Source organism: Prevotella sp. MA2016 (genome assembly GCF_000619825.1).
Lineage (GTDB): Bacteria > Bacteroidota > Bacteroidia > Bacteroidales > Bacteroidaceae > Prevotella.
This window is the reverse complement of record NZ_JHUW01000008.1, coordinates 315,410-335,510: the sequence shown is the minus strand read 5'-3', so window position 1 is coordinate 335,510 and position 20,101 is coordinate 315,410. Positions and strand designations below refer to the sequence as shown.

The 20,101-nt window shown below is 48.0% G+C and carries 17 protein-coding genes and 1 tRNA gene; 7 read left to right on the top strand and 11 right to left on the bottom strand.

The features are described 5' to 3' along the window. Positions 1-10 precede the first annotated feature (10 nt). Positions 11-2,026 carry a TonB-dependent siderophore receptor gene (locus tag T360_RS0105775; RefSeq protein ID WP_231488099.1) on the top strand — a complete coding sequence of 672 codons (2,016 nt, stop codon included), beginning with the start codon at positions 11-13 and terminating at the stop codon, positions 2,024-2,026. A 5-nt stretch (positions 2,027-2,031) separates the two neighbouring features. Next, on the top strand, positions 2,032-2,832 hold the full coding sequence (locus tag T360_RS0105770) for a DUF4249 family protein (RefSeq protein ID WP_081772702.1): 801 nt from the start codon (positions 2,032-2,034) through the stop codon (positions 2,830-2,832). Positions 2,833-2,844: 12 nt separating this feature from the next. On the opposite strand, the gene T360_RS0105765 is transcribed toward T360_RS0105770, so the two are convergent. Both T360_RS0105765 and T360_RS0105760 read right to left on the bottom strand, forming a co-directional pair. Beyond that, positions 2,845-3,288 (bottom strand): lipocalin family protein, encoded by a 444-nt coding sequence (locus T360_RS0105765; RefSeq protein ID WP_155949391.1) that lies wholly within the window; start codon positions 3,286-3,288, stop codon positions 2,845-2,847. Positions 3,289-3,294: 6 nt separating this feature from the next. Further along, a complete protein-coding gene (locus tag T360_RS0105760) occupies positions 3,295-4,308 on the bottom strand; it encodes an aspartate-semialdehyde dehydrogenase (protein ID WP_028911935.1) in 1,014 nt (337 codons plus the stop codon). 90 nt (positions 4,309-4,398) lie between these two features. On the opposite strand from T360_RS0105760, the gene T360_RS0105755 reads away from it, so the two are divergent. Genes T360_RS0105755 through T360_RS0105745 form a run of 3 tightly spaced genes read left to right on the top strand, consistent with a single transcriptional unit; the run spans position 4,399 to position 8,042 of the window. Continuing rightward, positions 4,399-6,522, top strand: coding sequence for a cation:proton antiporter (locus tag T360_RS0105755; protein ID WP_028911934.1), 2,124 nt, complete (start codon positions 4,399-4,401; stop codon positions 6,520-6,522). A gap of 30 nt (positions 6,523-6,552) precedes the next feature. Next, on the top strand, positions 6,553-7,227 hold the full coding sequence (locus T360_RS0105750) for an ABC transporter ATP-binding protein (RefSeq protein ID WP_028911933.1): 675 nt from the start codon (positions 6,553-6,555) through the stop codon (positions 7,225-7,227). Then, a complete protein-coding gene (locus tag T360_RS0105745; protein ID WP_028911932.1) occupies positions 7,197-8,042 on the top strand; it encodes a S1 RNA-binding domain-containing protein in 846 nt (281 codons plus the stop codon). Before T360_RS0105750 ends, T360_RS0105745 begins: the two co-directional genes overlap by 31 nt. 42 nt (positions 8,043-8,084) lie before the next feature. Here T360_RS0105745 and asnS read toward each other — a convergent pair whose 3' ends face one another. The 6 genes from asnS to T360_RS0105715 all read right to left on the bottom strand — a co-directional run bounded on the left by asnS (position 8,085) and on the right by T360_RS0105715 (position 14,376). Further along, positions 8,085-9,524 carry an asparagine--tRNA ligase gene (asnS, locus tag T360_RS0105740; RefSeq protein WP_028911931.1) on the bottom strand — a complete coding sequence of 480 codons (1,440 nt, stop codon included), beginning with the start codon at positions 9,522-9,524 and terminating at the stop codon, positions 8,085-8,087. Between the two features lie 53 nt (positions 9,525-9,577). Continuing rightward, a complete protein-coding gene (locus tag T360_RS0105735; protein WP_028911930.1) occupies positions 9,578-10,951 on the bottom strand; it encodes a pseudouridine synthase in 1,374 nt (457 codons plus the stop codon). A 44-nt stretch (positions 10,952-10,995) separates the two neighbouring features. Beyond that, positions 10,996-12,342: an adenylosuccinate lyase gene (gene purB, locus T360_RS0105730; RefSeq protein WP_028911929.1), complete on the bottom strand. Its 1,347-nt coding sequence runs from the start codon at positions 12,340-12,342 to the stop codon at positions 10,996-10,998. Positions 12,343-12,448: 106 nt separating this feature from the next. Then, a tRNA-Val gene (locus T360_RS0105725) sits at positions 12,449-12,523 on the bottom strand. A gap of 116 nt (positions 12,524-12,639) precedes the next feature. Continuing rightward, positions 12,640-13,065 carry an ACT domain-containing protein gene (locus T360_RS0105720; RefSeq protein WP_028911928.1) on the bottom strand — a complete coding sequence of 142 codons (426 nt, stop codon included), beginning with the start codon at positions 13,063-13,065 and terminating at the stop codon, positions 12,640-12,642. Between the two features lie 12 nt (positions 13,066-13,077). Continuing rightward, entirely contained in the window at positions 13,078-14,376 is a 1,299-nt protein-coding gene (locus tag T360_RS0105715; RefSeq protein WP_028911927.1) for a phenylacetate--CoA ligase family protein, read from the bottom strand. 167 nt (positions 14,377-14,543) lie between these two features. Here T360_RS0105715 and T360_RS0105710 point away from each other — a divergent pair, with 167 nt between their 5' ends. Continuing rightward, complete coding sequence (locus T360_RS0105710; protein WP_028911926.1) at positions 14,544-15,278, top strand: MBL fold metallo-hydrolase; 735 nt, start codon at positions 14,544-14,546, stop codon at positions 15,276-15,278. A gap of 3 nt (positions 15,279-15,281) precedes the next feature. On the opposite strand, the gene T360_RS0105705 is transcribed toward T360_RS0105710, so the two are convergent. The 3 genes from T360_RS0105705 to T360_RS0105695 all read right to left on the bottom strand — a co-directional run bounded on the left by T360_RS0105705 (position 15,282) and on the right by T360_RS0105695 (position 19,060). After that, positions 15,282-16,007, bottom strand: coding sequence for a DUF2461 domain-containing protein (locus T360_RS0105705; RefSeq protein WP_028911925.1), 726 nt, complete (start codon positions 16,005-16,007; stop codon positions 15,282-15,284). Between the two features lie 127 nt (positions 16,008-16,134). Beyond that, positions 16,135-18,093: a hypothetical protein gene (locus tag T360_RS15715; RefSeq protein ID WP_028911924.1), complete on the bottom strand. Its 1,959-nt coding sequence runs from the start codon at positions 18,091-18,093 to the stop codon at positions 16,135-16,137. Between the two features lie 190 nt (positions 18,094-18,283). After that, positions 18,284-19,060 carry a radical SAM protein gene (locus T360_RS0105695; protein WP_028911923.1) on the bottom strand — a complete coding sequence of 259 codons (777 nt, stop codon included), beginning with the start codon at positions 19,058-19,060 and terminating at the stop codon, positions 18,284-18,286. A 133-nt stretch (positions 19,061-19,193) separates the two neighbouring features. Here T360_RS0105695 and T360_RS0105690 point away from each other — a divergent pair, with 133 nt between their 5' ends. After that, positions 19,194-20,072, top strand: coding sequence for an ABC transporter permease (locus T360_RS0105690; protein ID WP_028911922.1), 879 nt, complete (start codon positions 19,194-19,196; stop codon positions 20,070-20,072). Positions 20,073-20,101: the final 29 nt, after the last annotated feature.

Here is a 20,101-nt window from a genome sequence, read left to right as displayed (position 1 = left end):
AATCATTTCTATGCCTACAACACCTGACACCCTGCGACAGGAACAACTTGACGAGGTGGTGGTGAAGTCGAATTCGGCTCGCCAGCGTTTGCGTCATATACAGACTGGTGTCGAACAGGTGCAGTTGAAGGATCTGACCACATCGCCACAACTATTTGGTGAACAGGATATTATGCGCTCTATGCAACTGCTGACGGGCGTGAAGAGTGAGAGTGACGCCTCTAGTTCTTTTCAGGTTCGTGGCGGAACGTCGGCCCAGAACCAGATTCTGGTAGATGTGGCACCGGTGTATAATGTGGGGCATCTGGCAGGACTCTTCTCGGCATTCAACAGCGATGCGCTTGTTTCAGCCACTCTCTATAAGGGATTGTTGCCGGCGCAATATGGTGGTGCCTCTTCGGCAGTACTCGATATTGTTGGTAAGACAGGTAATAAAAACGAACTGCATGGTGGTGCCAGCATCGGATTGCTGGCTGCGAAAGGTACACTCGAAGGACCTATCGTGAAGAATAAAGCAGGCTTCCTGATTACGGCACGACGCTCGTATATGGATATGTTTTTGAAGCTCTCGCCCGATTTCAGAGGTAATACTTTGTATTTCTATGATATCAATGCCAAGGCCGACTGGATCATCAATGAGCGCAACCAACTCTTTCTAAGTTTCTTTACAGGTCATGACCGTACGGCACTTGAGGATATGGTGGATATCCGATGGAACAACCTCTCTACCAGTTTAAAATGGTTGCATCACTTTAGCGATCATGCATACGCACAATCCACAGCTTACTACAGCGGCTATCAGACCGACAATGGTATCGACTTCTTAGGTATGAACATCTGGTTCTCTGGTCATATCCGTCAGACGGGCTTCCGTCAGGATTTTCGTGTCGGACTGGGACCTTGTCTGCTGGACGCAGGTTTTCAGACAGCCTTGTACAATGTGACATCGGCCGAGTGGAAACAGGTGTCGCTGCATGAGAAGGAGCAGCGGCGCGCTTGGGATAATGCAGCGTGGGTTAATTTGACTGCACCTATAGGTAAGCATCTTGATGTGTCGGCCGGTTTGCGCTTAAGTAGTTTCTCACCTTTAGGAGGTTCGCTCTACTATGATATAGAAGACAATGGTGACATAGCCTGGTATTACAACTATGGTAAGAATCAGATTGTGAAGACTCATACAAAGCTGGAGCCCCGTTTGTCTATCAACTATCAACTATCACCCATCGTCTCTATCAAACTAGGCTATACTCGTACCTCACAGAATGTGCATGCCTTGCGCAACCAGAGCACCTCGACTCCTTTCGACCGTTATACGATGAGTAGTAATATCGTTGAGCCCGAGGTGGCTGATCAGGTGAGCGGTGGTGTCTTTGTGATGACGCCCAACCAAGACTATGATTTCTCGGCAGAGGCATATTATCGTCAGATAGACAACGTGCTTGATTATCGTGATGGCAAATCATTTGCCAGTGAGATTGAAATTGAGCGTCTGATGCTGGCCGGTAAGGGAAAGGGCTATGGTATCGAGATGAGTGCACGCAAGAACAACGGTAAGTTGACGGGTTGGATAGGATACACGCTGTCGTGGAGCAAGACCCAGATAGATGGCATCAACCAGGGACGCTGGTATGATGCCAATAACGACCGTCGTCACGATATTAATATTGTGGCCATGTATCATCTGAATAAGCGCTGGAACCTGAGTGCCTCGTGGGTATTCAATAGTGGTCAGGCCTTTACTGCTCCTAGTGGTAAGTATATGGTTGAAGACAACTGGGTTTACTACTATACAGAGCGTAATGGCTATCGTGCGCCTGATATGCACCATCTGGATGTGAGTGCCACGTGGACAAAGCGTTATCGCAATCGTACCCACCAACTGGTGTTTGGTATCTATAATCTGTATAATCGCTATAATCCCTTCCTTATCAATTTTGAGGATGGTGATTATGGTGCAGGCACTAAGGCAAAGCAGTTCTCATTGTTCGGCATTGTGCCCAGTGTAAGTTTTAATATCAAATTCTGAAGATTATGCGTCGATTGATATATCTACTGATGGCTTTAGGGTTGACAGCCTGTGAAAAGGAGATAACGATGGACTATCACCAGGCTGCCAAGCGCTATGTGGTTGAGGGCCATATCAATGGTGATGGTACAGAGGTGCGCGTGAGTACCACCAACAATGTGGAAGATAACACCACAGTTAGTGATGTGAACAATGCAGTAGTCAGGATTACTGGTGATGATGGTACCGATGTTACCATTCCTTTGGCTCGTAATGGCTATTACCGTTCCAAACTTCATGGCATACCGGGCACACAATATCAGTTGGATGTAGAGGTTGATGGGCATCATTTCACCTCAACATCAATCATGCAACGTACACCTGTGATGAAGGAGTTTAAACTGGTATGGAAGAAGATGCTGACGGAGCGTTATCTCTTTGGTGATCTCCGACTGCAAGATATTCCCAACGAAAGCAACTGGTACTTCTTGCATATCTATCGCAATGGGCTGGGTTATCGTTGGGCTGTGATGAAGGATGATAAGAATCCTAATAAGGAGTTGCAGCAACTCTTTACCTTTTTCCGTGATGGTGCGCACGATAACGACGTGCTGCATGATGGCGACGAACTGCGTATTGTGATTCGAGCTATCGACCAGCGTGCCTACGACTATCTCTACTCCATGCAACAGATGTCGAGTACAGCTACCAATCCTATTGATAACTTTACTGGTGGCTGCTTGGGCTATTTCTCAGCCAATAGTGAGATAGAATATTATCAGGAGTTCAGCTACAACGATGTTGTAGAAGATGATAAGGACGAATAACCGTCACTTTCACTATTCTTTTTTGCGAATAATGAAAGTAACGGTTATGCCTTTTTGGTCATAATCATATCTGATACGGATGGTGTTTTCGGTGAATGAAACCACCTGTGCCAGCAGTGAGCGCTTAACACTGCTTTCGTCAAGATATGTCAGCTTCAGATTATTATTGTCACACTGATAGTCGCCTTCGTAGATCACTTTGCCTTCAGTGTCATAGGCAGTGAAGGTGCCTTTACGCACCATACCGTTGTAGCTGCCATCGCCACGGAACACAAACTGATCATAGGTGAAATTGTCGGGCTCCAGATCGGTATCGCCATCAATCACCACATCGCCTTCGCCCCAGCCGCGTTGCCAGGTGCCCACGATGATCTCGCCCAGTCGGCGGCCATCATCGTCACCTGTTCCGCAAGCCATCAGCATTAGCGGTAACAATAATATCAGCAGTTTTTTCACAATGACTTATTTTACGTTTCCTACCTTAACCAGGTATTCTGCAATCTGAACAGCGTTCAGGGCGGCACCCTTACGTATCTGGTCGCCACTGAGCCAGAAGGTCAGTCCGCAGTCATCGCTCAGGTCCTTGCGTACACGTCCTACGTAAACATCATCCTTACCGGCTGTCTCCAGTGGCATGGGGTAGGTCAGTGTGGCAGGATCATCCTTCAGTGTGCATCCAGGCGCAGCAGCGATGGCTTTCTGAGCCTCCTCTACGCTGATGGGCTTCTCGGTCTCAATCCAAACACTCTCAGAGTGTGAGCGGAGCGAGCTTACGCGTACGCACATAGCAGAGCATTTAGCATCGGTGTGCATAATCTTGCGTGTCTCGTTAAACATCTTCATCTCCTCTTTGGTGTAGCCGTTAGGCTGGAACACGTCGATCTGTGGGATGACGTTGTAAGCCAGTTGGTGGGCAAACTTCTTGATGGTCTTTACCTCACCATCCTCTACCATCTCCTTGTACTGCTGCTGCAGTTCGGCCATGGCGGCGGCACCAGCACCAGAGGCACTCTGGTATGATGCAACGTGGATGCGTTTTATGTGAGAAATCTTTTCCAGAGGCTGGAGCACTACTACCATCATGATAGTGGTACAGTTAGGATTGGCGATAATGCCGCGTGGGCGGTTCAGGGCGTCCTCGGCATTACACTCGGGCACTACCAAGGGTACATCGTCGTCCATACGGAAAGCACTCGAGTTATCAATCATCACAGCACCATACTTAGTGATAGTCTCGGCAAACTCCTTCGATGTGCCTGCACCTGCCGAGGTGAAGGCGATATCGACATCCTTAAAGTCGTCGTTGTGCTGAAGCAGTTTTACCTCAATCTCCTTACCTTTAAAATTGTACTTCGTTCCGGCACTGCGCTCTGAGCCAAACAGTACCAGTTCGTCCATTGGGAAATTTCTCTCAGCGAGGATGCGCAGAAACTCTTGTCCTACGGCTCCACTCGCACCTACAATTGCTACTTTCATCTTGTTTATCCTTTAAATGGTTACAATTTGGCCGCAAAATTATGTTTTTTTTTTCATTTTACCAAAAAAATGCCTACCTTTGTACCCAAAATGACATTATTATTATCATATTTGCCGATTACAGACCCAACTTTTATCTTTTTTGTGGTGCTGATGATTATTCTGTTTGCTCCTATCGTGATGAGTAAACTGCGTATTCCGCATATCATCGGAATGGTGCTGGCAGGTATCGCTATCGGTCAATATGGTTTTAATATTCTGGTGCGCGACAACTCGTTTGAACTCTTTGGTAAGGTGGGGTTGTACTACATTATGTTTCTGGCTGGTCTTGAGATGGATGTGGAGGGCGTGAAGAAACATTCGCGCCAGTTCCTGTTGTTCGGTCTCCTCACGTGTCTTGTGCCGCTTCTCCTCACCTATGTCATGTCGGTCACCATCCTGGGGTATTCTACTGCAGCCTCGTTTCTGTTAGGGTGTATCATGGCGTCGAATACGCTTATTGCCTATCCTATAGTAGGCAGATACGGTTTGCAGAAACATCCCAGTGTAGCGCTCAGTGTAGGCTCCTCGATGATAGCGCTATTTTTTGCACTCGTTATGTTGGCTGCCATCTCAGGTTCGTTCAGCAAGGATAGCAACTGGTTGTTCTGGGTGTTGTTCGTGGTTAAGTTTGCTGCTTTCTGTGTGGGTAGCATCATCCTTATTCCTAAGCTCACGCGTTATTTCTTGCGCCGATACAGTGATGCCGTGATGCAGTACACATTCGTTATGGCGGTGATGTTCCTTAGTGCAGCGCTCTCATCGCTCATTGGCATCGAGGGTGTGTTTGGCGCATTCTTTTCTGGTCTGATATTAAACAGATATATCCCCCGTGTGTCGCCTCTGATGAACCGTATTGAGTTTATCGGTAACGCCCTGTTCATCCCCTATTTCCTGATAGGTGTAGGTATGCTTATCAATCTGAGTGCGCTCTTCTCGAGTGTGCAGGTGGTATGGATAGTATTGCTTATCGTATTCTTCGGTACCTTAGGAAAAGCAGTGGCAGCCTATGTATGCAGTCTGCTATTCAAATTGTCGAAATCAGATGGTCATATGATGTTTGGTCTTACCTCGGCTCATGCAGCAGGTGCCATTGCTATGGTGATGGTGGGCATCCGACTGGAAGTAGCTCCGGGTGAATATCTGGTGAGCAACGACATGTTGAATGCTGTGGTGATGATGATTCTGTTCACATGTATCATCAGTTCGGTGATGACCGAGCATGCAGCCAAGAAGATTATCATCCACGAGAAGGCTCATCTGCGGAGCGACCTGCCAAAAGATGATGACGAGAAGATTCTGCTTTGCGTAAAATATCCTGAGATAGCTCCTCATCTGCTTTATCTCTCTATGTTCATGCGCAACCAGCGGTTGAATCGCGATCTCGTGGCACTTAATGTGGTGTATGATGACCAGAAGAGCAATGTAGCGCGCGAGGAGGGTATCCGACTCTTGGAAAAACTGCAGCAGATGGCCAGTGCCAGTGAGGTGACGGTGCAGACGCAGGTGCGCCTGGCCACCAACATTGCTAATGGTATCAAGCATGCTTTCCGTGAGTTTGGTTGTAGCGAGATTGTGATGGGTATGCACGTGCATACCGATATCAGTCCACGATTCTGGGGTGATTTTATCCAGAGTCTGTATAACGGTTTGAACCGTCAGATTTTCCTGGTGCGATTTGTGCAGCCTATGACCACCTTGCGGCGCATCCGTGTGGCAGTGCCATCACGTGCAGAGTTTGAACCAGGTTTCCACCGTTGGCTGGAACGTCTGAGTCGTCTGGCCGGTCAGTTGGATTGCCGCATCCAGTTCCACGGGCGTCATGAGAGTCTTGATCTCATCAAGCAGTACATCAATAATCGTCATGCCAGTGTGCGTGCCGAATATACCTATATGGCCCATTGGAACGAACTGCCCCAGTTGGCTGCCGACATCGCCGACGACCATCTGTTTGTGGTAGTAACCGCCCGTAAGGGTACCATCTCTTATAAGACAGCCTTAGAGCGTTTGCCTGATGAACTGCAGGCGCACTTCTCGGGCAAGAATCTTGTGATCATCTTCCCCGATCAGCATGGTGATACCAAGGATGAGCGCATGAGCTTCACTGAGGCACAACACCATGAGGAGAAGAGTATCTATGATACCATTCTGAGGTGGATACATAAGAGTAATTGAAGATTGAAAATTGAAAATTGAAGATTGATAATGATTGATATAAAGAATATAACCAAGAGTTTCGGCTCATTACAGGTGTTGAAAGGTATCGACCTTCACATCGACAAGGGTGAAGTGGTGAGCATTGTTGGTCCCAGCGGTGCTGGTAAGACCACTCTGCTGCAAATTATTGGAACCCTTGACAGACCCGACACGGGGAGTGTGGTTGTTGATGGCATCGACACGACATCCCTGTCTCAGAAACATCTGTCAGATTTCCGCAACAGACATCTGGGCTTTGTGTTCCAGTTCCATCAGCTGTTGCCAGAGTTTACCGCTATTGAGAATATCATGATTCCTGCTTACATTGCAGGCACCTCGCAGCGTCAGGCGCGTCAGCGAGCCAAGGAGTTGCTCGAGTTTATGGGGCTGACTGATCGTGCCACTCATAAGCCTAACGAGCTTTCGGGTGGTGAGAAACAGCGTGTGGCTGTGGCCCGTGCGTTAGTCAACAACCCAGCAGTGATCCTGGCCGACGAGCCCTCTGGCTCTCTCGACACGAAGAACAAGGAAGAGTTACATCAGTTGTTCTTCGACCTTCGTAATCAGTTCGGACAGACCTTTGTCATCGTGACGCATGATGAGCAATTGGCCTCTATCACCGATCGTACTATTCACCTTAAAGACGGACAAATATGCTTACCCTCGGAGACTACAACACTTTAAAGATTGTAAAGTCGGTAGATTTCGGACTTTACTTGGATGGTGGCGAAGAAGGCGAAATCCTGCTTCCCCAGCGTTATGTAACTAAAGATATGCACATTGGTGACGAAATCTCTGTGTTTATCTATCTGGATCAGGAGGAGCGTCCTGTGGCAACAACCGAGCATCCCTATGCCAAGGTTGGCGAGTTTGCCAGTCTTGAGGTTGCCTGGGTTAATCAGTTCGGTGCCTTCCTCAACTGGGGTTTGATGAAGGACATCTTCTGCCCATTCCGTGAGCAGAAGAAGCGTATGGAGCAAGGTCAGCGTCACATCGTTTATATTAAGGTAGATGAGGATAGCTACCGCTTGATGGCTACTGCTAAAGTGGAGAAATATCTCAGCACTCCCACCGTTAAGGATCTGCCCTCACTGCAGCATGGTGCAGAGGTGGATATCTTGGTTTGGCAGAAGACCGACCTGGGTTTTAAGGTGATTATTAATAATAAGTTCCAGGGGTTGATATTCGAAAATCAGATCTTCCAGCCCTTGCACAGTGGCTTGAAACTCAAGGCGTATGTTGACCATGTACGACAGGATGGAAAGATAGATATTGTGCTGCAGCCCACAGGTCGCCAGCAGACACTCGACTTTGCAGAGACCTTGCTTCGCTATCTCTATGAGAATGATGGTTATTGCAACTTGGGCGATAAGTCGGCCGCCGAGCTTATCTACGACCGTTTCCAGGTTTCTAAGAAAGCTTATAAGAAAGCCGTGGGTGATCTCTATAAACGTCGGCTTATCACGATTGAGCCTGATGGCATTCGTTTAGTAAAATAAAGACAATAAAAAACCTCGCCGGTTGGCGAGGCTTTTTTGTATTTAGAACTCTGCTGATTTCGGAGTACGTGGGAAAGGAATCACGTCGCGGATGTTCTGCATACCTGTTACGAACAGGATGAGACGCTCGAAACCAAGACCGAAACCTGCGTGTGGGCATGAACCCCATTTGCGGGTGTCGATATACCACCAGAGGTGGGTCTGGTCCATTTCGCGGCGATTAATCTCGCCCATCAGTTTGTCGTAGCTCTCTTCACGAACACTACCACCGATGATCTCACCAATCTGTGGGAAGAGTACATCGGTACCCTGCATGGTAGGACCAGGGGCAACAGCACCCTTGTAACCTACTGAACCGCCATCGGCAGTATCCTGGTTCTGCTTCATGTAGAACGACTTGAACGCACGTGGGTAGTCGGTCATGATAACTGGCTTCTTGAAGTGCTCCTCAACCAGATAGCGCTCGTGCTCGCTGGCCAGGTCGTCGCCCCAGTTGCAGGGGAACTCAAACTTCTTGCCGTTCTTGATAGCCTCCTGCAGGATGTTGATACCCTCAGTGTAAGGCAGACGAACGAAGGTTTCCTTGAGTACACCCTCCAAGCGCTCGATCAGTGTCTTGTCGATCATCTTGTTCAGGAACTCCAGATCGTCCTTACAGTTGTCGAGAGCCCAACGCACGCAATACTTGATGAAGTCTTCCTCAAGATCCATCAGCTCTTCCTGATCCAGGAAAGCAACCTCAGGCTCAACCATCCAGAACTCAGCCAGGTGGCGAGGTGTATTACTGTTCTCTGCACGGAAGGTAGGACCGAAGGTGTAGATAGAACCCAGTGCGGTAGCACCTAGCTCACCCTCCAGCTGACCAGATACTGTGAGAGATGTCTGCTCGCCGAAGAAGTCGTCATCGTATATGATCTTACCATTCTCATCCTTCTTCAGGTCGTACAGGTTCTTGGTAGTAACCTGGAACATGTTACCTGCTCCCTCACAGTCAGATGCAGTGATCAGTGGTGTATGGAAGTAGAAGAATCCATGCTCATGGAAGTAGGTGTGGATGGCCATTGCCATGTTGTGGCGAATGCGCATCACGGCACCAAAGGTGTTGGTACGCAAGCGCATGTGAGCATTCTTGCGCATCACCTCGAAGCTCTGTCCCTTCTTCTGCATGGGGTAGTCGTTGCCGCAGAGACCATACACCTCAAGTTTTGTGGCCTGGATCTCTGATGACTGACCGGCACCCTGACTCTCTACTAAAGTACCCTCAGCACTGATACATGCACCAGTGGTGATATCCTTCAGTACTTGCTCGTCGAACTTAGTAGGGTCAACGACAATCTGTATATTCTTAATAGTAGAACCGTCGTTGAGAGCAATGAAGTCAACGGCCTTAGAGCTGCGGTGCGTACGCACCCAACCCTTTACGCATACTTCCTTGCCATATTCTGTGCTTTTCAGCACATCAATAATCTTTGTTCTTTTCATTATCAATTGTCTGATCGTTTCTTTAGTACGCTTGCTTAAGCAAGAATTGTCAATTACTCATAAGCGCCCATACGCAGACGGTCAACCTCCTCCTCGGTGAGGTAGCGCCAGTCACCACGCTTCAGGTTCTTCTTGGTCAGACCGGCAAACTGTACGCGGTCGAGCTTCTGAACGCGATAGCCCAGGCTCTCGAAGATTCGGCGAACGATACGGTTCTTACCAGAGTGAATCTCGATACCTACCTGCTTCTTGTCGGTTGGGTGAGCATACTGTACGTCGTCTGCCTTGATCTCACCGTCCTCCAGCTGGATACCCTCGGCAATCTGAGCCAGATCGTGAGCGGTTACGTTCTTATCGAGGTAAACGTGATAGATCTTCTTCTTCAGATACTTTGGATGAGTAAGTTTAGAAGCCAGGTCACCATCGTTGGTGAGCAGCAGTACACCTGTGGTGTTGCGGTCCAGACGACCTACAGGATAGATGCGCTCTGGGCAGGCATTCTTCACGAGGTCCATAACAGTCTTACGCTGCTGTGGATCGTCGCTGGTTGTTACATAATCCTTTGGCTTATTGAGCAGTACGTAAACCTTCTTTTCGATGTTTACAGGCTGATCGTGGAACTTCACCAAGTCGGTACGCAGAATCTTTGTTCCCAGCTCGGTTACAATCTCGCCGTTAACTGATACTACACCTGCCTGGATGAACTCATCGGCCTCGCGACGGCTGCAGACACCTGCATTAGCCAGGAACTTGTTCAAGCGCAGTGGCTCGTTTGGATCGTAGTTGATCTCCTTGTACTCGATGCGCTTCTTCATTGAATACTTTGCATTTGGATCATAGTCGGCTGTACGCTGACGTGGACCCTTCTTGTAAGGAGCGGCACCATATGGTTTGCCATAGCCACCCTGCTGAGGACGACCGTAGCCACCCTGCTGAGGACGACCGTAACCACCCTGCTGAGGACGACCGTAACCACCCTGCTGAGGACGACCGTAGCCACCCTGCTGAGGACGACCGTAGCCACCCTGCTGAGGACGCTGACCATAGCCACCCTGCTGAGGACGACCATAGCCACCCTGCTGAGGACGCTGGCCATAACCACCCTGGCGCTGACCGTAGCCACCCTGACGCTGACCGTAGCCACCCTGGCGCTGCTGGTCGTAGCCACCCTCGTTGTTGTAGTTATTACGTGGGCGATAGCCTCCCTGAGGGCGCTGAGGTGCGTTGCTCTGCAAACCAGCACCGAATCCCTCTGGACGGAACTCGCCTTCATCATTGTTATTGCGATAGCTGTTGCGCTCGTAGTTGCCTGGACGCACAGCAGTGGCGTGAATGCGTGGACGTGGTGAACGACCTGGACGATACTCTCTCTGAGCGCCATCCTGTGCAGTTTCTTCCTGTTTCTTCTCGTTGTTTTCGAAATCCATGAGTTGTTTTCTTTTAAGATGAAATAAAATAAATAAATGTGTAATTAAATACCTGTATAGGTTGCTGGTGTAATAGCGCGAAGCTCTTCTTTTACTTCTTCACTCACCTCGAGTGTTTCTATAAAGTTCTTGATCTTCTCGCCAGTAAGCTTCTCATTGGTACGTGTGAGCGCTTTTAGCGTCTCATAGGGGTTAGGGTAGGCCTCACGACGCAGAATGGTCTGGATGGCCTCGGCCACCACTGCCCATGTGTTGTCAAGATCCTCCTGCAACTTCTCCTCATTCAGAATGAGCTTGCGAAGTCCCTTCAGTGTGCTTTGGAAAGCAATAACGGCATGACCCATGGGGACACCCACGTTGCGCAGAACGGTAGAGTCGGTCAGGTCGCGCTGCAAACGGCTCACTGGCAACTTAGCTGCCAGGAACTGCAGAATAGCATTGGCGACACCCAGGTTGCCCTCAGAGTTCTCGTAGTCGATGGGGTTCACCTTATGTGGCATAGCACTTGATCCAACTTCACCCTTCTTGATCTTCTGTTTGAAGTAGTCCATAGAGATATACATCCAGAAGTCACGATCCAGATCGATGACGATGGTGTTGATACGGCGCATCGCATCGAAGATAGCGCCCAACCAGTCGTAGTTTGAAATCTGAGTGGTGTACTGTTCGCGTTCCAGTCCCAGTTTTTCGCTTACAAACTGATTACCAAACTCACGCCAGTCGTACTGTGGATAAGCCACGTGGTGCGCATTGTAGTTACCTGTAGCACCACCGAACTTGGCAGTGATAGGAGTAGCCTTCAGACCGCGCAACTGCTCTTCCAGACGATATACGTACACCATGACCTCCTTGCCCAGACGGGTAGGTGATGCAGGCTGTCCGTGGGTCTTGGCCAGCATGGGGATGTTCTTCCACTGCTCAGCATAGTCATGCAGTTGCTCAATCAGCTCCTCAACCATAGGATAGTAAACCTGCTCCAGAGCCTCCTTAATAGAAAGAGGTACGCTGGTGTTGTTAATGTCCTGCGAGGTGAGGCCGAAGTGGATAAACTCCTTGTAGCTTTCAAAACCGCCCATAGCGTCAAGTTTCTCTTTGATAAAATACTCAACGGCTTTTACGTCGTGGTTAGTAATTGACTCAATGTCCTTCACTCGCTGAGCATCAGCGAGAGTGAACTGGCGATAGATGTCACGAAGTTGATCGAATAATGAGTGGTTGATACCCTGAAGTTGAGGTAATGGCAATTCACACAAGGCAATGAAATACTCTATTTCAACGCGCACTCTGTAACGTATCAGAGCATACTCTGAAAAGTATTCTGCCAATGGTTCGGTCTTACTTCTGTAACGGCCATCAATAGGCGAGATGGCTGTCAATAAACTTAAATCCATGTTTTAAATTAATTCCTGTAAATTATCGATAATTTTCTATTTCTACAATATCCTTTTTAACCCAAAACCGCAACCTCATCGGCTGCGGAAAGCGGAATTTGTGTCGTGGGCGTTGACGGATTCGAACCGCCGACCCTCTGCTTGTAAGGCAGATGCTCTAAACCAGCTGAGCTAAACGCCCTTTTCAACATGTAAAGCGACTTGATGTCGTTTTTGTCTCATTTGCGGGTGCAAAGGTACAAAGAAAAATTGAAACTGCAAAATTTCTGAGCGAAAATTTTGCAGTTTCTTGCATTTTTATAGTTGATAGAGGTCGTTTGCGCCCATCAACTCTACTTTTTTCTCTGCTAAGATCTTCTCGCAGGTGTCCAGATCAGTGGGGCGGATGACGACTGTAGCAGCATCGCCATTGGCAAACGAATACATATATTCAATAAAGATACCGTTTTTCGAGAGGTGCTGGAGTACGATGGCTAGCGAGCCACTGATGTTGGGGCATGTGAATCCGATAACATCTGTGATCTTTACTGCAAAGTGAGCCTCTTTCAGAACCTGGTAGGCTTTGTCGGGGTCAGAAACGATGCAGCGTAGAATACCGAAATCGCTATTGTCGGCAATACTCATTGCTGTGAGGTTGATGCCTGCCTTACCAAGCACTTCAGTCACTTCGGTCAGTCGGCCTGACTTGTTCTCAAGGAAAATGGAAAGTTGCTTTGTCTTCATAAGATTATTGTTTTAAATACTACGTTTGTCAATCACACGTTTGGCTTTGCCTTCAGAGCGCTCAATACCCTTTGGCTCTACCAGTTTTACCTTGAAGCCCAGACCGATGACACTGCGCAGTTCACCCTCCAATTTCTTCTGCAGGCCAACCATGGTAGCCATATCGTCGGTAAAGTACTCTTCCTTCACCTCTACCTTCAGTTCCGAGGTGTCGGTGTTGTTCACGCGGTCAACGGTCAGTAGGAAGTGAGGCTCGTATTCTGGCAACTTTAGGATAACGTCTTCTATCTGTGATGGGAATACGTTTACACCGCGGATAATGAGCATGTCGTCGCAACGTCCCAGGATACGGTCCATGCGTACCAGCGTGCGTCCGCACTTACACTTGTCGTAGTGCAGGGCTGTCAGGTCGTGGGTGCGATAGCGGAGTAGGGGCATACCCTCCTTTGTCAGGTGCGTAAAGGTCAGCTCGCCCAGTTGTCCTTCGGGCATTGGCTCTCCTGTCTTTGGATCCAGGATTTCTGGATAGAACAGGTCCTCGTTCAGGTGGGTGCCACACTGGTGCTCGCACTCATAGCCTACACCAGGACCGGCTATCTCGCTCAGTCCGTAGATGTCATAAGCCTTAATGCCCAGACTCTCCTCCAGTTTCTTACGCATTTTCTCAGTCCAAGGCTCAGCGCCGAAAACGCCAACCTTCAACTTAAATTCGTCGCGGCTCCATTCGCACTCTTTCATAGCTTCGCCCAGGAACATGGCGTAGCTGGGGGTGCAACAAAGAATGGTGGTGCCAAAATCGTGCATCAGGGTCATCTGTTTCTGGGTGTTTCCTGATGAGATAGGAATCACCGATGCGCCGATGTTGGTAGCTCCGTCGTGAGCGCCAAGACCTCCGGTAAACAGGCCGTAGCCGTAAGCCACCTGGAAGATGTCGTCTTTTCCTGCACCATAGGCGGTAAAGGCGCGACTGATGGCTTCGCTCCACATGGCAAGGTCTTTGCGGGTGTAAAGTACTACAACTGGTTTGCCGGTGGTTCCCGATGAGGCGTGGATTCTAACAATCTGACTCATGGGCACGGCGGCCAGTCCAAAGGGATAGTTGTCGCGGAGGTCGAGCTTATTGGTAAAAGGCAGTTTGGTGATGTCGTCGATACTTTTGATATCGCCAGGTTCCAACCCCATCTCCTGAAACTTCTTTCGGTAGAAGGGGGTGTTGTAATATACATACTCTGCCATCTTTACTAGGCGTTGACTCTGGATCTCGCGAAGCTGTTCGCGGTCCATACACTCCATTGTTTCATTCCAAATCATGTCTGTTTCTTGTCGTTGATTATATGTACTTTACGGCCACAAAGATAGCGCATTTTTTTGAACCAACCAAAAAAGTGGTATCAAAAATGTGTATTTTATTTAAATGGTTTGGCACTTTCGTATATTTATTGTATTTTTGTCCCAGTTCTATATATATATAATAAGGTATGAAAAAACTATTCTTGTTACTAATGACCGTTTTAGGTCTTAACACAGCCTGTGGTCAGCAGACTTTTGAGGTAGATGAGTTTACCACTGCTAGTGGCAAAACCATTAAGTTTCATGCGCTGATGCATGCTTGTATCCGTATTCAGTATGATGGCAAGGAGATACAGATTGATCCTGTGTCGAAGTTGGGTAATCGTACAGTCAGCTATGCTGCTATGCCTAAGGCTGACTACATCTTTGTCACCCATGAACATGCCGATCATTATGATGCTGCTGCACTTCAGTCACTTGCAACTGATAAAACGCAGTTGGTGCTGAATAAGCGCTGTGGCGATATGTATGGTGCAGGAAAAGTGATGGTGAATGGTGATAAGTTGCAGTTGACTGATGTAAGTGTTGAGGCTGTGCCTGCTTATAATGCTACGGCAGGTCGCGAGCAGTTTCATCCCAAGGGGCGCGATAATGGTTATATCCTAACCATCGATGGCTTGCGTATCTATATTGCTGGCGATACCGAGGATATTCCCGAGATGTCGCAAATCAAGGATATCGACATAGCTTTCCTGCCGTGCAACCAGCCTTATACGATGACGCCTGAGCAACTGGTGCGTGCAGCTAAGGTGATCAAGCCAAAAGTGCTGTTCCCTTATCACTACGGACAGACTGATCTGAGTTCGATACCTGCTCAGCTTGAAGGAACAGGTATCGATGTGAGAATACGTCATTACGAGTAGGCGTTACTCATAATCATCAATTACAGAGTTGGTGAAATCCATCATTGGCTTGGCGGCTTTGAACATACGTTCAATCTCGTCGAGCCATTTTTCGCCTTCATAAAAGTCATCTGCCACCTGATGCCAGCAGCAATAGTCTTTCATGCGCAGGTACTCCACGTGAGGCCAGTCCTTGGGGAATCCTACAGGACATTTCTTCAGTTTCTCTAATCCAAAGCCTTGTGGCTGGTCCCAACTCGATACATCCGTTGGTGCCGAGAAACTGCTGGCTACCTGACTGCCATAATATTTCTTGAACTCTTTGTTTTCTACACACTTCAACCATTCTTCCGTGTTGCCCATTATCTCATTGCGGCATGAAGTCAGAATGTTTGTGGGCAACCAGTAGTTGCCGCATGCCACCATACAATGTCCGGGCTCCAGATGTAGGTAGTAGCCGCCGTGCAATGCTTTCTTGCCATGCGCTGCGATATAAGCACCGAAGTGGTTCTTGTAGGGCGACTTGTCGGGTGAGAAACGCGTGTCGCGATTAAAGCGGTAAGTGCAATCCTTGACTGTGAGATGTGCTATCGATGGGTCGAAAGTCGCAATCCTGTTGATGGCCTGTGCAATGCCCGCTTCGAATTCTGCCCTCACAGCATCATACTCAGCCTTGTGTTCCCAATACCAATCGCGATTGTTGTTCGCCATTAACTGCTTCAGATAGTCTAAAATTCTTTTTGCATCCATGTTCTTTCTATTTTTGCTTGCAAAGATACACATTTCTTACTAAACAGAGATGGAAAAACCTTACTTTTTAATAAGTAAGGGCCCGCTGAAAAGCGAGCCCTATGCGTTTTTCTGGTACCTGATGGGATTATTTCCACCAGAAGTCATCCACGAATGTACCTTGTACATAGCTCGTGAATTTTTTGTTCTCATTAGCGATATTTCTTCTTTCGGGCACTGGTACGAATGTGTCGTCAACCAGTATCTTGCATGCTGCTTCACCTCTTGTGGCGTAGAGCTCCATCCATGCACCGTTCTTTGAAACCTCGATCCTGATATTCTTGATCTGTTCGGGAGTGATGAACTCACCGTTAATCTGGAATTCCACAGGATCTACATTCGGACCTGCACCAGTGTTATACATCCTATATTCGCCTTTTTCGTTGGGAGTTGTTTCGCCGAATATGCCGTGTACCTCTATACCCATCACTCTCAGTGGAAGTACACCGCCTGCACAGATCAGTCTCAGGGTGGTCCTTCCGCCTTCTGCCTTCACTACGTCGAATACAACATCGTTAAAGTCGAAGTCGCCAGCTTCCGAAGCCGACAGGTCTTCAGCAATCACACGATAGAGCGGACTACCACCTGCAAAGCCTGGGTTACATACCGTTTCAGGAATGTTGATGTCTGGCTTGCCCGATTTGAAACCTGCTGCAAAGATGTTATCATCAATACTGAAACCATCTACTGCGTAGATAACCGTTCTGCCGGCACCGCTGTCGCCTTGTGCAAAGTGTGTCTCTGCCGAAACATATAGGTTGCCGCCGTAGATGATGGCACCATGACTGTTGGTACTAGCAAGAGATGGGTCTCTGACAATATCCTTAGCCTGGAATACTGCATATCCATTTGGAGATATACCATAGATGCCATATCCTGTATCACCGCTTCTTCCGCACTCAAACTGAGCTGTCTCCTCAACTAGGAATACGGCGTTCTCTCCCATCACGATCTTAAATGGACCAGAAACGGCGTCAGAGCTTGAGTCTCTACCTCCATAGAAATTCTCTGTTACTACACCGCAACCAGCATCAATCTTGAAGGCACCTTCGGCAGATGAGATGTTCATCTCAAAGTCGTGGGTCACCTCAAGGAAACAGTTGTTGATTACGTTCTCGCTTCCGCCGATATAGGCGAAATCATATGTTGTCCAATGACCGTTGTTCACCCATCCCGAGTTGTTGGAGTTGACCTTAGTAGTACCAGCGACGGTCCACTCGGCGTTATTCAGTACAGCACCTGCATTCACAGAAACCGTTATCACGTTGATGGTGCCATCGTTGACGATTCTGGAATTGTTGCTTTCGGCATTCACGTTTGCAGCTTGCAGCGTGCCCGCATTATAGAGCGATCCAGACATGTTTGTTGCAAAAGAGCCCGCTCTGATGGTTCCGTGATTAAAAATACCGGTATTGTTGTTGGCTGTTAATACGCCTGTGGTTTCCAGAGTTGCACCTTCTGCAATGTAAATGGCAGCAACGTTGAGTGTGGTGGCGCTGGCTTCGCCTAGTCTTAAGGTCGCTCCTTGAGTCAGATAGATCTCCGAACGGTAGTCTGGGGCAAATTTGGGTGTCGCGGCGTTGGTGTCTCCATTAGATAGATCAACAGAACCTGTTACGTAAATTGTACTAGCACCCGACCATGTAGAAACAGCTTGTGTTTCTGCATCAATGAAATAAGTGCCTGCGCCACCTCCCCCTGTTGGCAGTCTGTTGACACCTTCAGGTACGGCATCCTGCAACTTGTTCGCATCACAGTCTGTCGGGAAAGAAATCGTAGGCTGTAGGTTGCCTTTATACGAAGCATAAGTGCCCAGAGCACGTGTAACGGCACGCGTATTGGCTTTCTTGCTGCTGAAGCCCCAATCAACATTGGGCGCAACCTTACCAAACGTTCTCTCAAAAGCTGCAGCATACGTTTCGCCTGCATTCTTCTCAACTTTCTCCTCGTTGTAGTAATATTCATTATGACTACATGACGAGAGTACCACCGTACCCATTATGATGGCTACGATAGCTATAATTCCGAAATGATAGTCTTTATTCATAATTGTAAAAGGTTAGATTAGTAATTTGTTGAAACATAGGATATATTTGCTGCAAATATATGAAAAAAGTAGATATGTTGCTAGAAAATGGTAGTTAATAAAAGTTAACCATTGCGCAACATATTATGTTTTGTGTATAAAAACGATGGTATGGTCGATAAATTGTTTATGGTTTATGCATGTGCTATCATTAATATGATGCCGTGCATGGGATGCCTGCAGCGATGACGCGATCGCGTATCTGATCGAGTTGCTCGTGGGTGGCTTTCTCTAGGCCTTGAGCGGGTGTCTCGCGGTCGATGGTGTATATCATTACCTGCTGTGGCTTGATGTCCTTTACGGCTTCTAACCACGTGGCAACATATTCCTCGCCGGTGTTATCTACGCTCTCGCCTTGGCACTGTCCGCGCATAAACATGGTTTGGATAATGACATGACCGTTGAAGGCTTTGAGGCGTTCGATGATCTGATTTACATCGTAGGTGCCATTAGGACGATCTACCTTGTTAATATATACGGGGTCGATCGTGTCCAGTTTCAGGATGTTATTATCAACCTTCATCAGGGCATCGTGCACTGCTGGTCGATGAATCATGGTAGAATTGCTGAGTACCGACACTTTGGCTTGGGGGCAATACTGATTGCGGAGGCTGATGACATCATCGATAATTTCGGCAAAGTGTGGGTGACAGGTAGGCTCGCCATTGCCGGCAAAGGTGAGTACATCAGGCAACTGTCCATCTTCTTTCATCTGCTGAAGTGTTGCCTCCAACTTTCTGGCTACCTCCTCACGTGTAGGTAGAGGTAGGGTGGGGCGATGATCTTCGTTGAAACCACATTCACAGTAGATGCAGTCGAAACTGCACACTTTACCGTCTGCAGGCATAAGATTGATGCCAAGCGAAATGCCTAGTCTGCGACTGTGTACGGGCCCGAAAATGGGCGAAGGATAAATAATTGTACTCATAACGGGTGCAAAGTTACGCTTTTTATGAGATAAAAAAGAACAAAAGAAGCAAAAAATATATGTTCTTATGTGCTTATGTCTAATTTTTTGTGTAACTTTGCAGCCGAATTCGAATTTTTACGTACGTAAATAAATGAAAAGACGCAAGAAATATGCTGGCAACCGTCGTGGTGTGCAGTTGGTGACCCTTTGCATCAGTACGGCGATGGTGCTGGTTTTGCTTGGACTGTTGGTATTTTCAGTCCAAATCTCTCGTAATTTGTCGCAGTGGGTAAAGGAAAACCTTACAGTGACAGTGATGTTGAGTGACGACGTTACCGTAAACGGCGCCAAATTGTTATGCCGTGACCTCTATCATCGTCCTTATTCGCGAAACATTGATTACATCAGTAAGGAACAGGCGCTTAAGGAGCAGAGTGATGCTATGGGTTCCGATCCATCGGAGTTCCTGGGTGTAAACCCCTTCCCAGCCACGCTCGAACTGCAGTTGCATTCCGACTATGCCAACAGCGATTCGCTTAGATGGATAGCTCGTGAACTGCAGAAGAATCCTAAGATTACCGATGTGGCTTATCAGGTGGATCTGATGGACAGTGTGAACCGCAACCTGACGAAAGTCAACCTGGTGCTGTTGGCACTGGCTGTTCTGCTTACGTTTGTGTCGTTCTCGCTTATCAACAACACTGTTCGCTTGAGTGTTTATTCACGCCGATTCCTCATCCATACCATGAAACTGGTGGGAGCCTCGTGGGGTTTCATCCGTCGTCCGTTCATGAAGCAGGCATTGCTAGTGGGTGTGCTTGCGGCGTTGATAGCCATTGCGGTGCTGGGCGGTTGTGTGTATGGTCTTTACTATTATGAGCCCAATATTGTGAGCATTATCACCTGGCGCGAGTTGGTGATCACTGCAGTGGCAGTGCTACTGTTTGGCATTATCATCACAGCTGCTTGCTCATATATCTCCGTAAACAAATTCCTCCGCATGTCGGCAGGAGAGCTGTATAAAATCTGATGATTTTGAATTGATAATTGAGAATTGAA

Coding starts and splice junctions, on each gene's coding strand:
- T360_RS0105775 (WP_231488099.1), top strand. CDS start 11: ATGCCTACAACACCTGACACCCTGCGACAGGAACAACTTGACGAGGTG.
- T360_RS0105770 (WP_081772702.1), top strand. CDS start 2,032: ATGCGTCGATTGATATATCTACTGATGGCTTTAGGGTTGACAGCCTGT.
- T360_RS0105760 (WP_028911935.1), bottom strand. CDS start 4,308: ATGAAAGTAGCAATTGTAGGTGCGAGTGGAGCCGTAGGACAAGAGTTT.
- T360_RS0105755 (WP_028911934.1), top strand. CDS start 4,399: ATGACATTATTATTATCATATTTGCCGATTACAGACCCAACTTTTATC.
- T360_RS0105750 (WP_028911933.1), top strand. CDS start 6,553: ATGATTGATATAAAGAATATAACCAAGAGTTTCGGCTCATTACAGGTG.
- T360_RS0105745 (WP_028911932.1), top strand. CDS start 7,197: ATGCTTACCCTCGGAGACTACAACACTTTAAAGATTGTAAAGTCGGTA.
- asnS (WP_028911931.1), bottom strand. CDS start 9,524: ATGAAAAGAACAAAGATTATTGATGTGCTGAAAAGCACAGAATATGGC.
- T360_RS0105735 (WP_028911930.1), bottom strand. CDS start 10,951: ATGGATTTCGAAAACAACGAGAAGAAACAGGAAGAAACTGCACAGGAT.
- purB (WP_028911929.1), bottom strand. CDS start 12,342: ATGGATTTAAGTTTATTGACAGCCATCTCGCCTATTGATGGCCGTTAC.
- T360_RS0105720 (WP_028911928.1), bottom strand. CDS start 13,065: ATGAAGACAAAGCAACTTTCCATTTTCCTTGAGAACAAGTCAGGCCGA.
- T360_RS0105715 (WP_028911927.1), bottom strand. CDS start 14,376: ATGATTTGGAATGAAACAATGGAGTGTATGGACCGCGAACAGCTTCGC.
- T360_RS0105710 (WP_028911926.1), top strand. CDS start 14,544: ATGAAAAAACTATTCTTGTTACTAATGACCGTTTTAGGTCTTAACACA.
- T360_RS0105705 (WP_028911925.1), bottom strand. CDS start 16,007: ATGGATGCAAAAAGAATTTTAGACTATCTGAAGCAGTTAATGGCGAAC.
- T360_RS15715 (WP_028911924.1), bottom strand. CDS start 18,093: ATGAATAAAGACTATCATTTCGGAATTATAGCTATCGTAGCCATCATA.
- T360_RS0105695 (WP_028911923.1), bottom strand. CDS start 19,060: ATGAGTACAATTATTTATCCTTCGCCCATTTTCGGGCCCGTACACAGT.
- T360_RS0105690 (WP_028911922.1), top strand. CDS start 19,194: ATGAAAAGACGCAAGAAATATGCTGGCAACCGTCGTGGTGTGCAGTTG.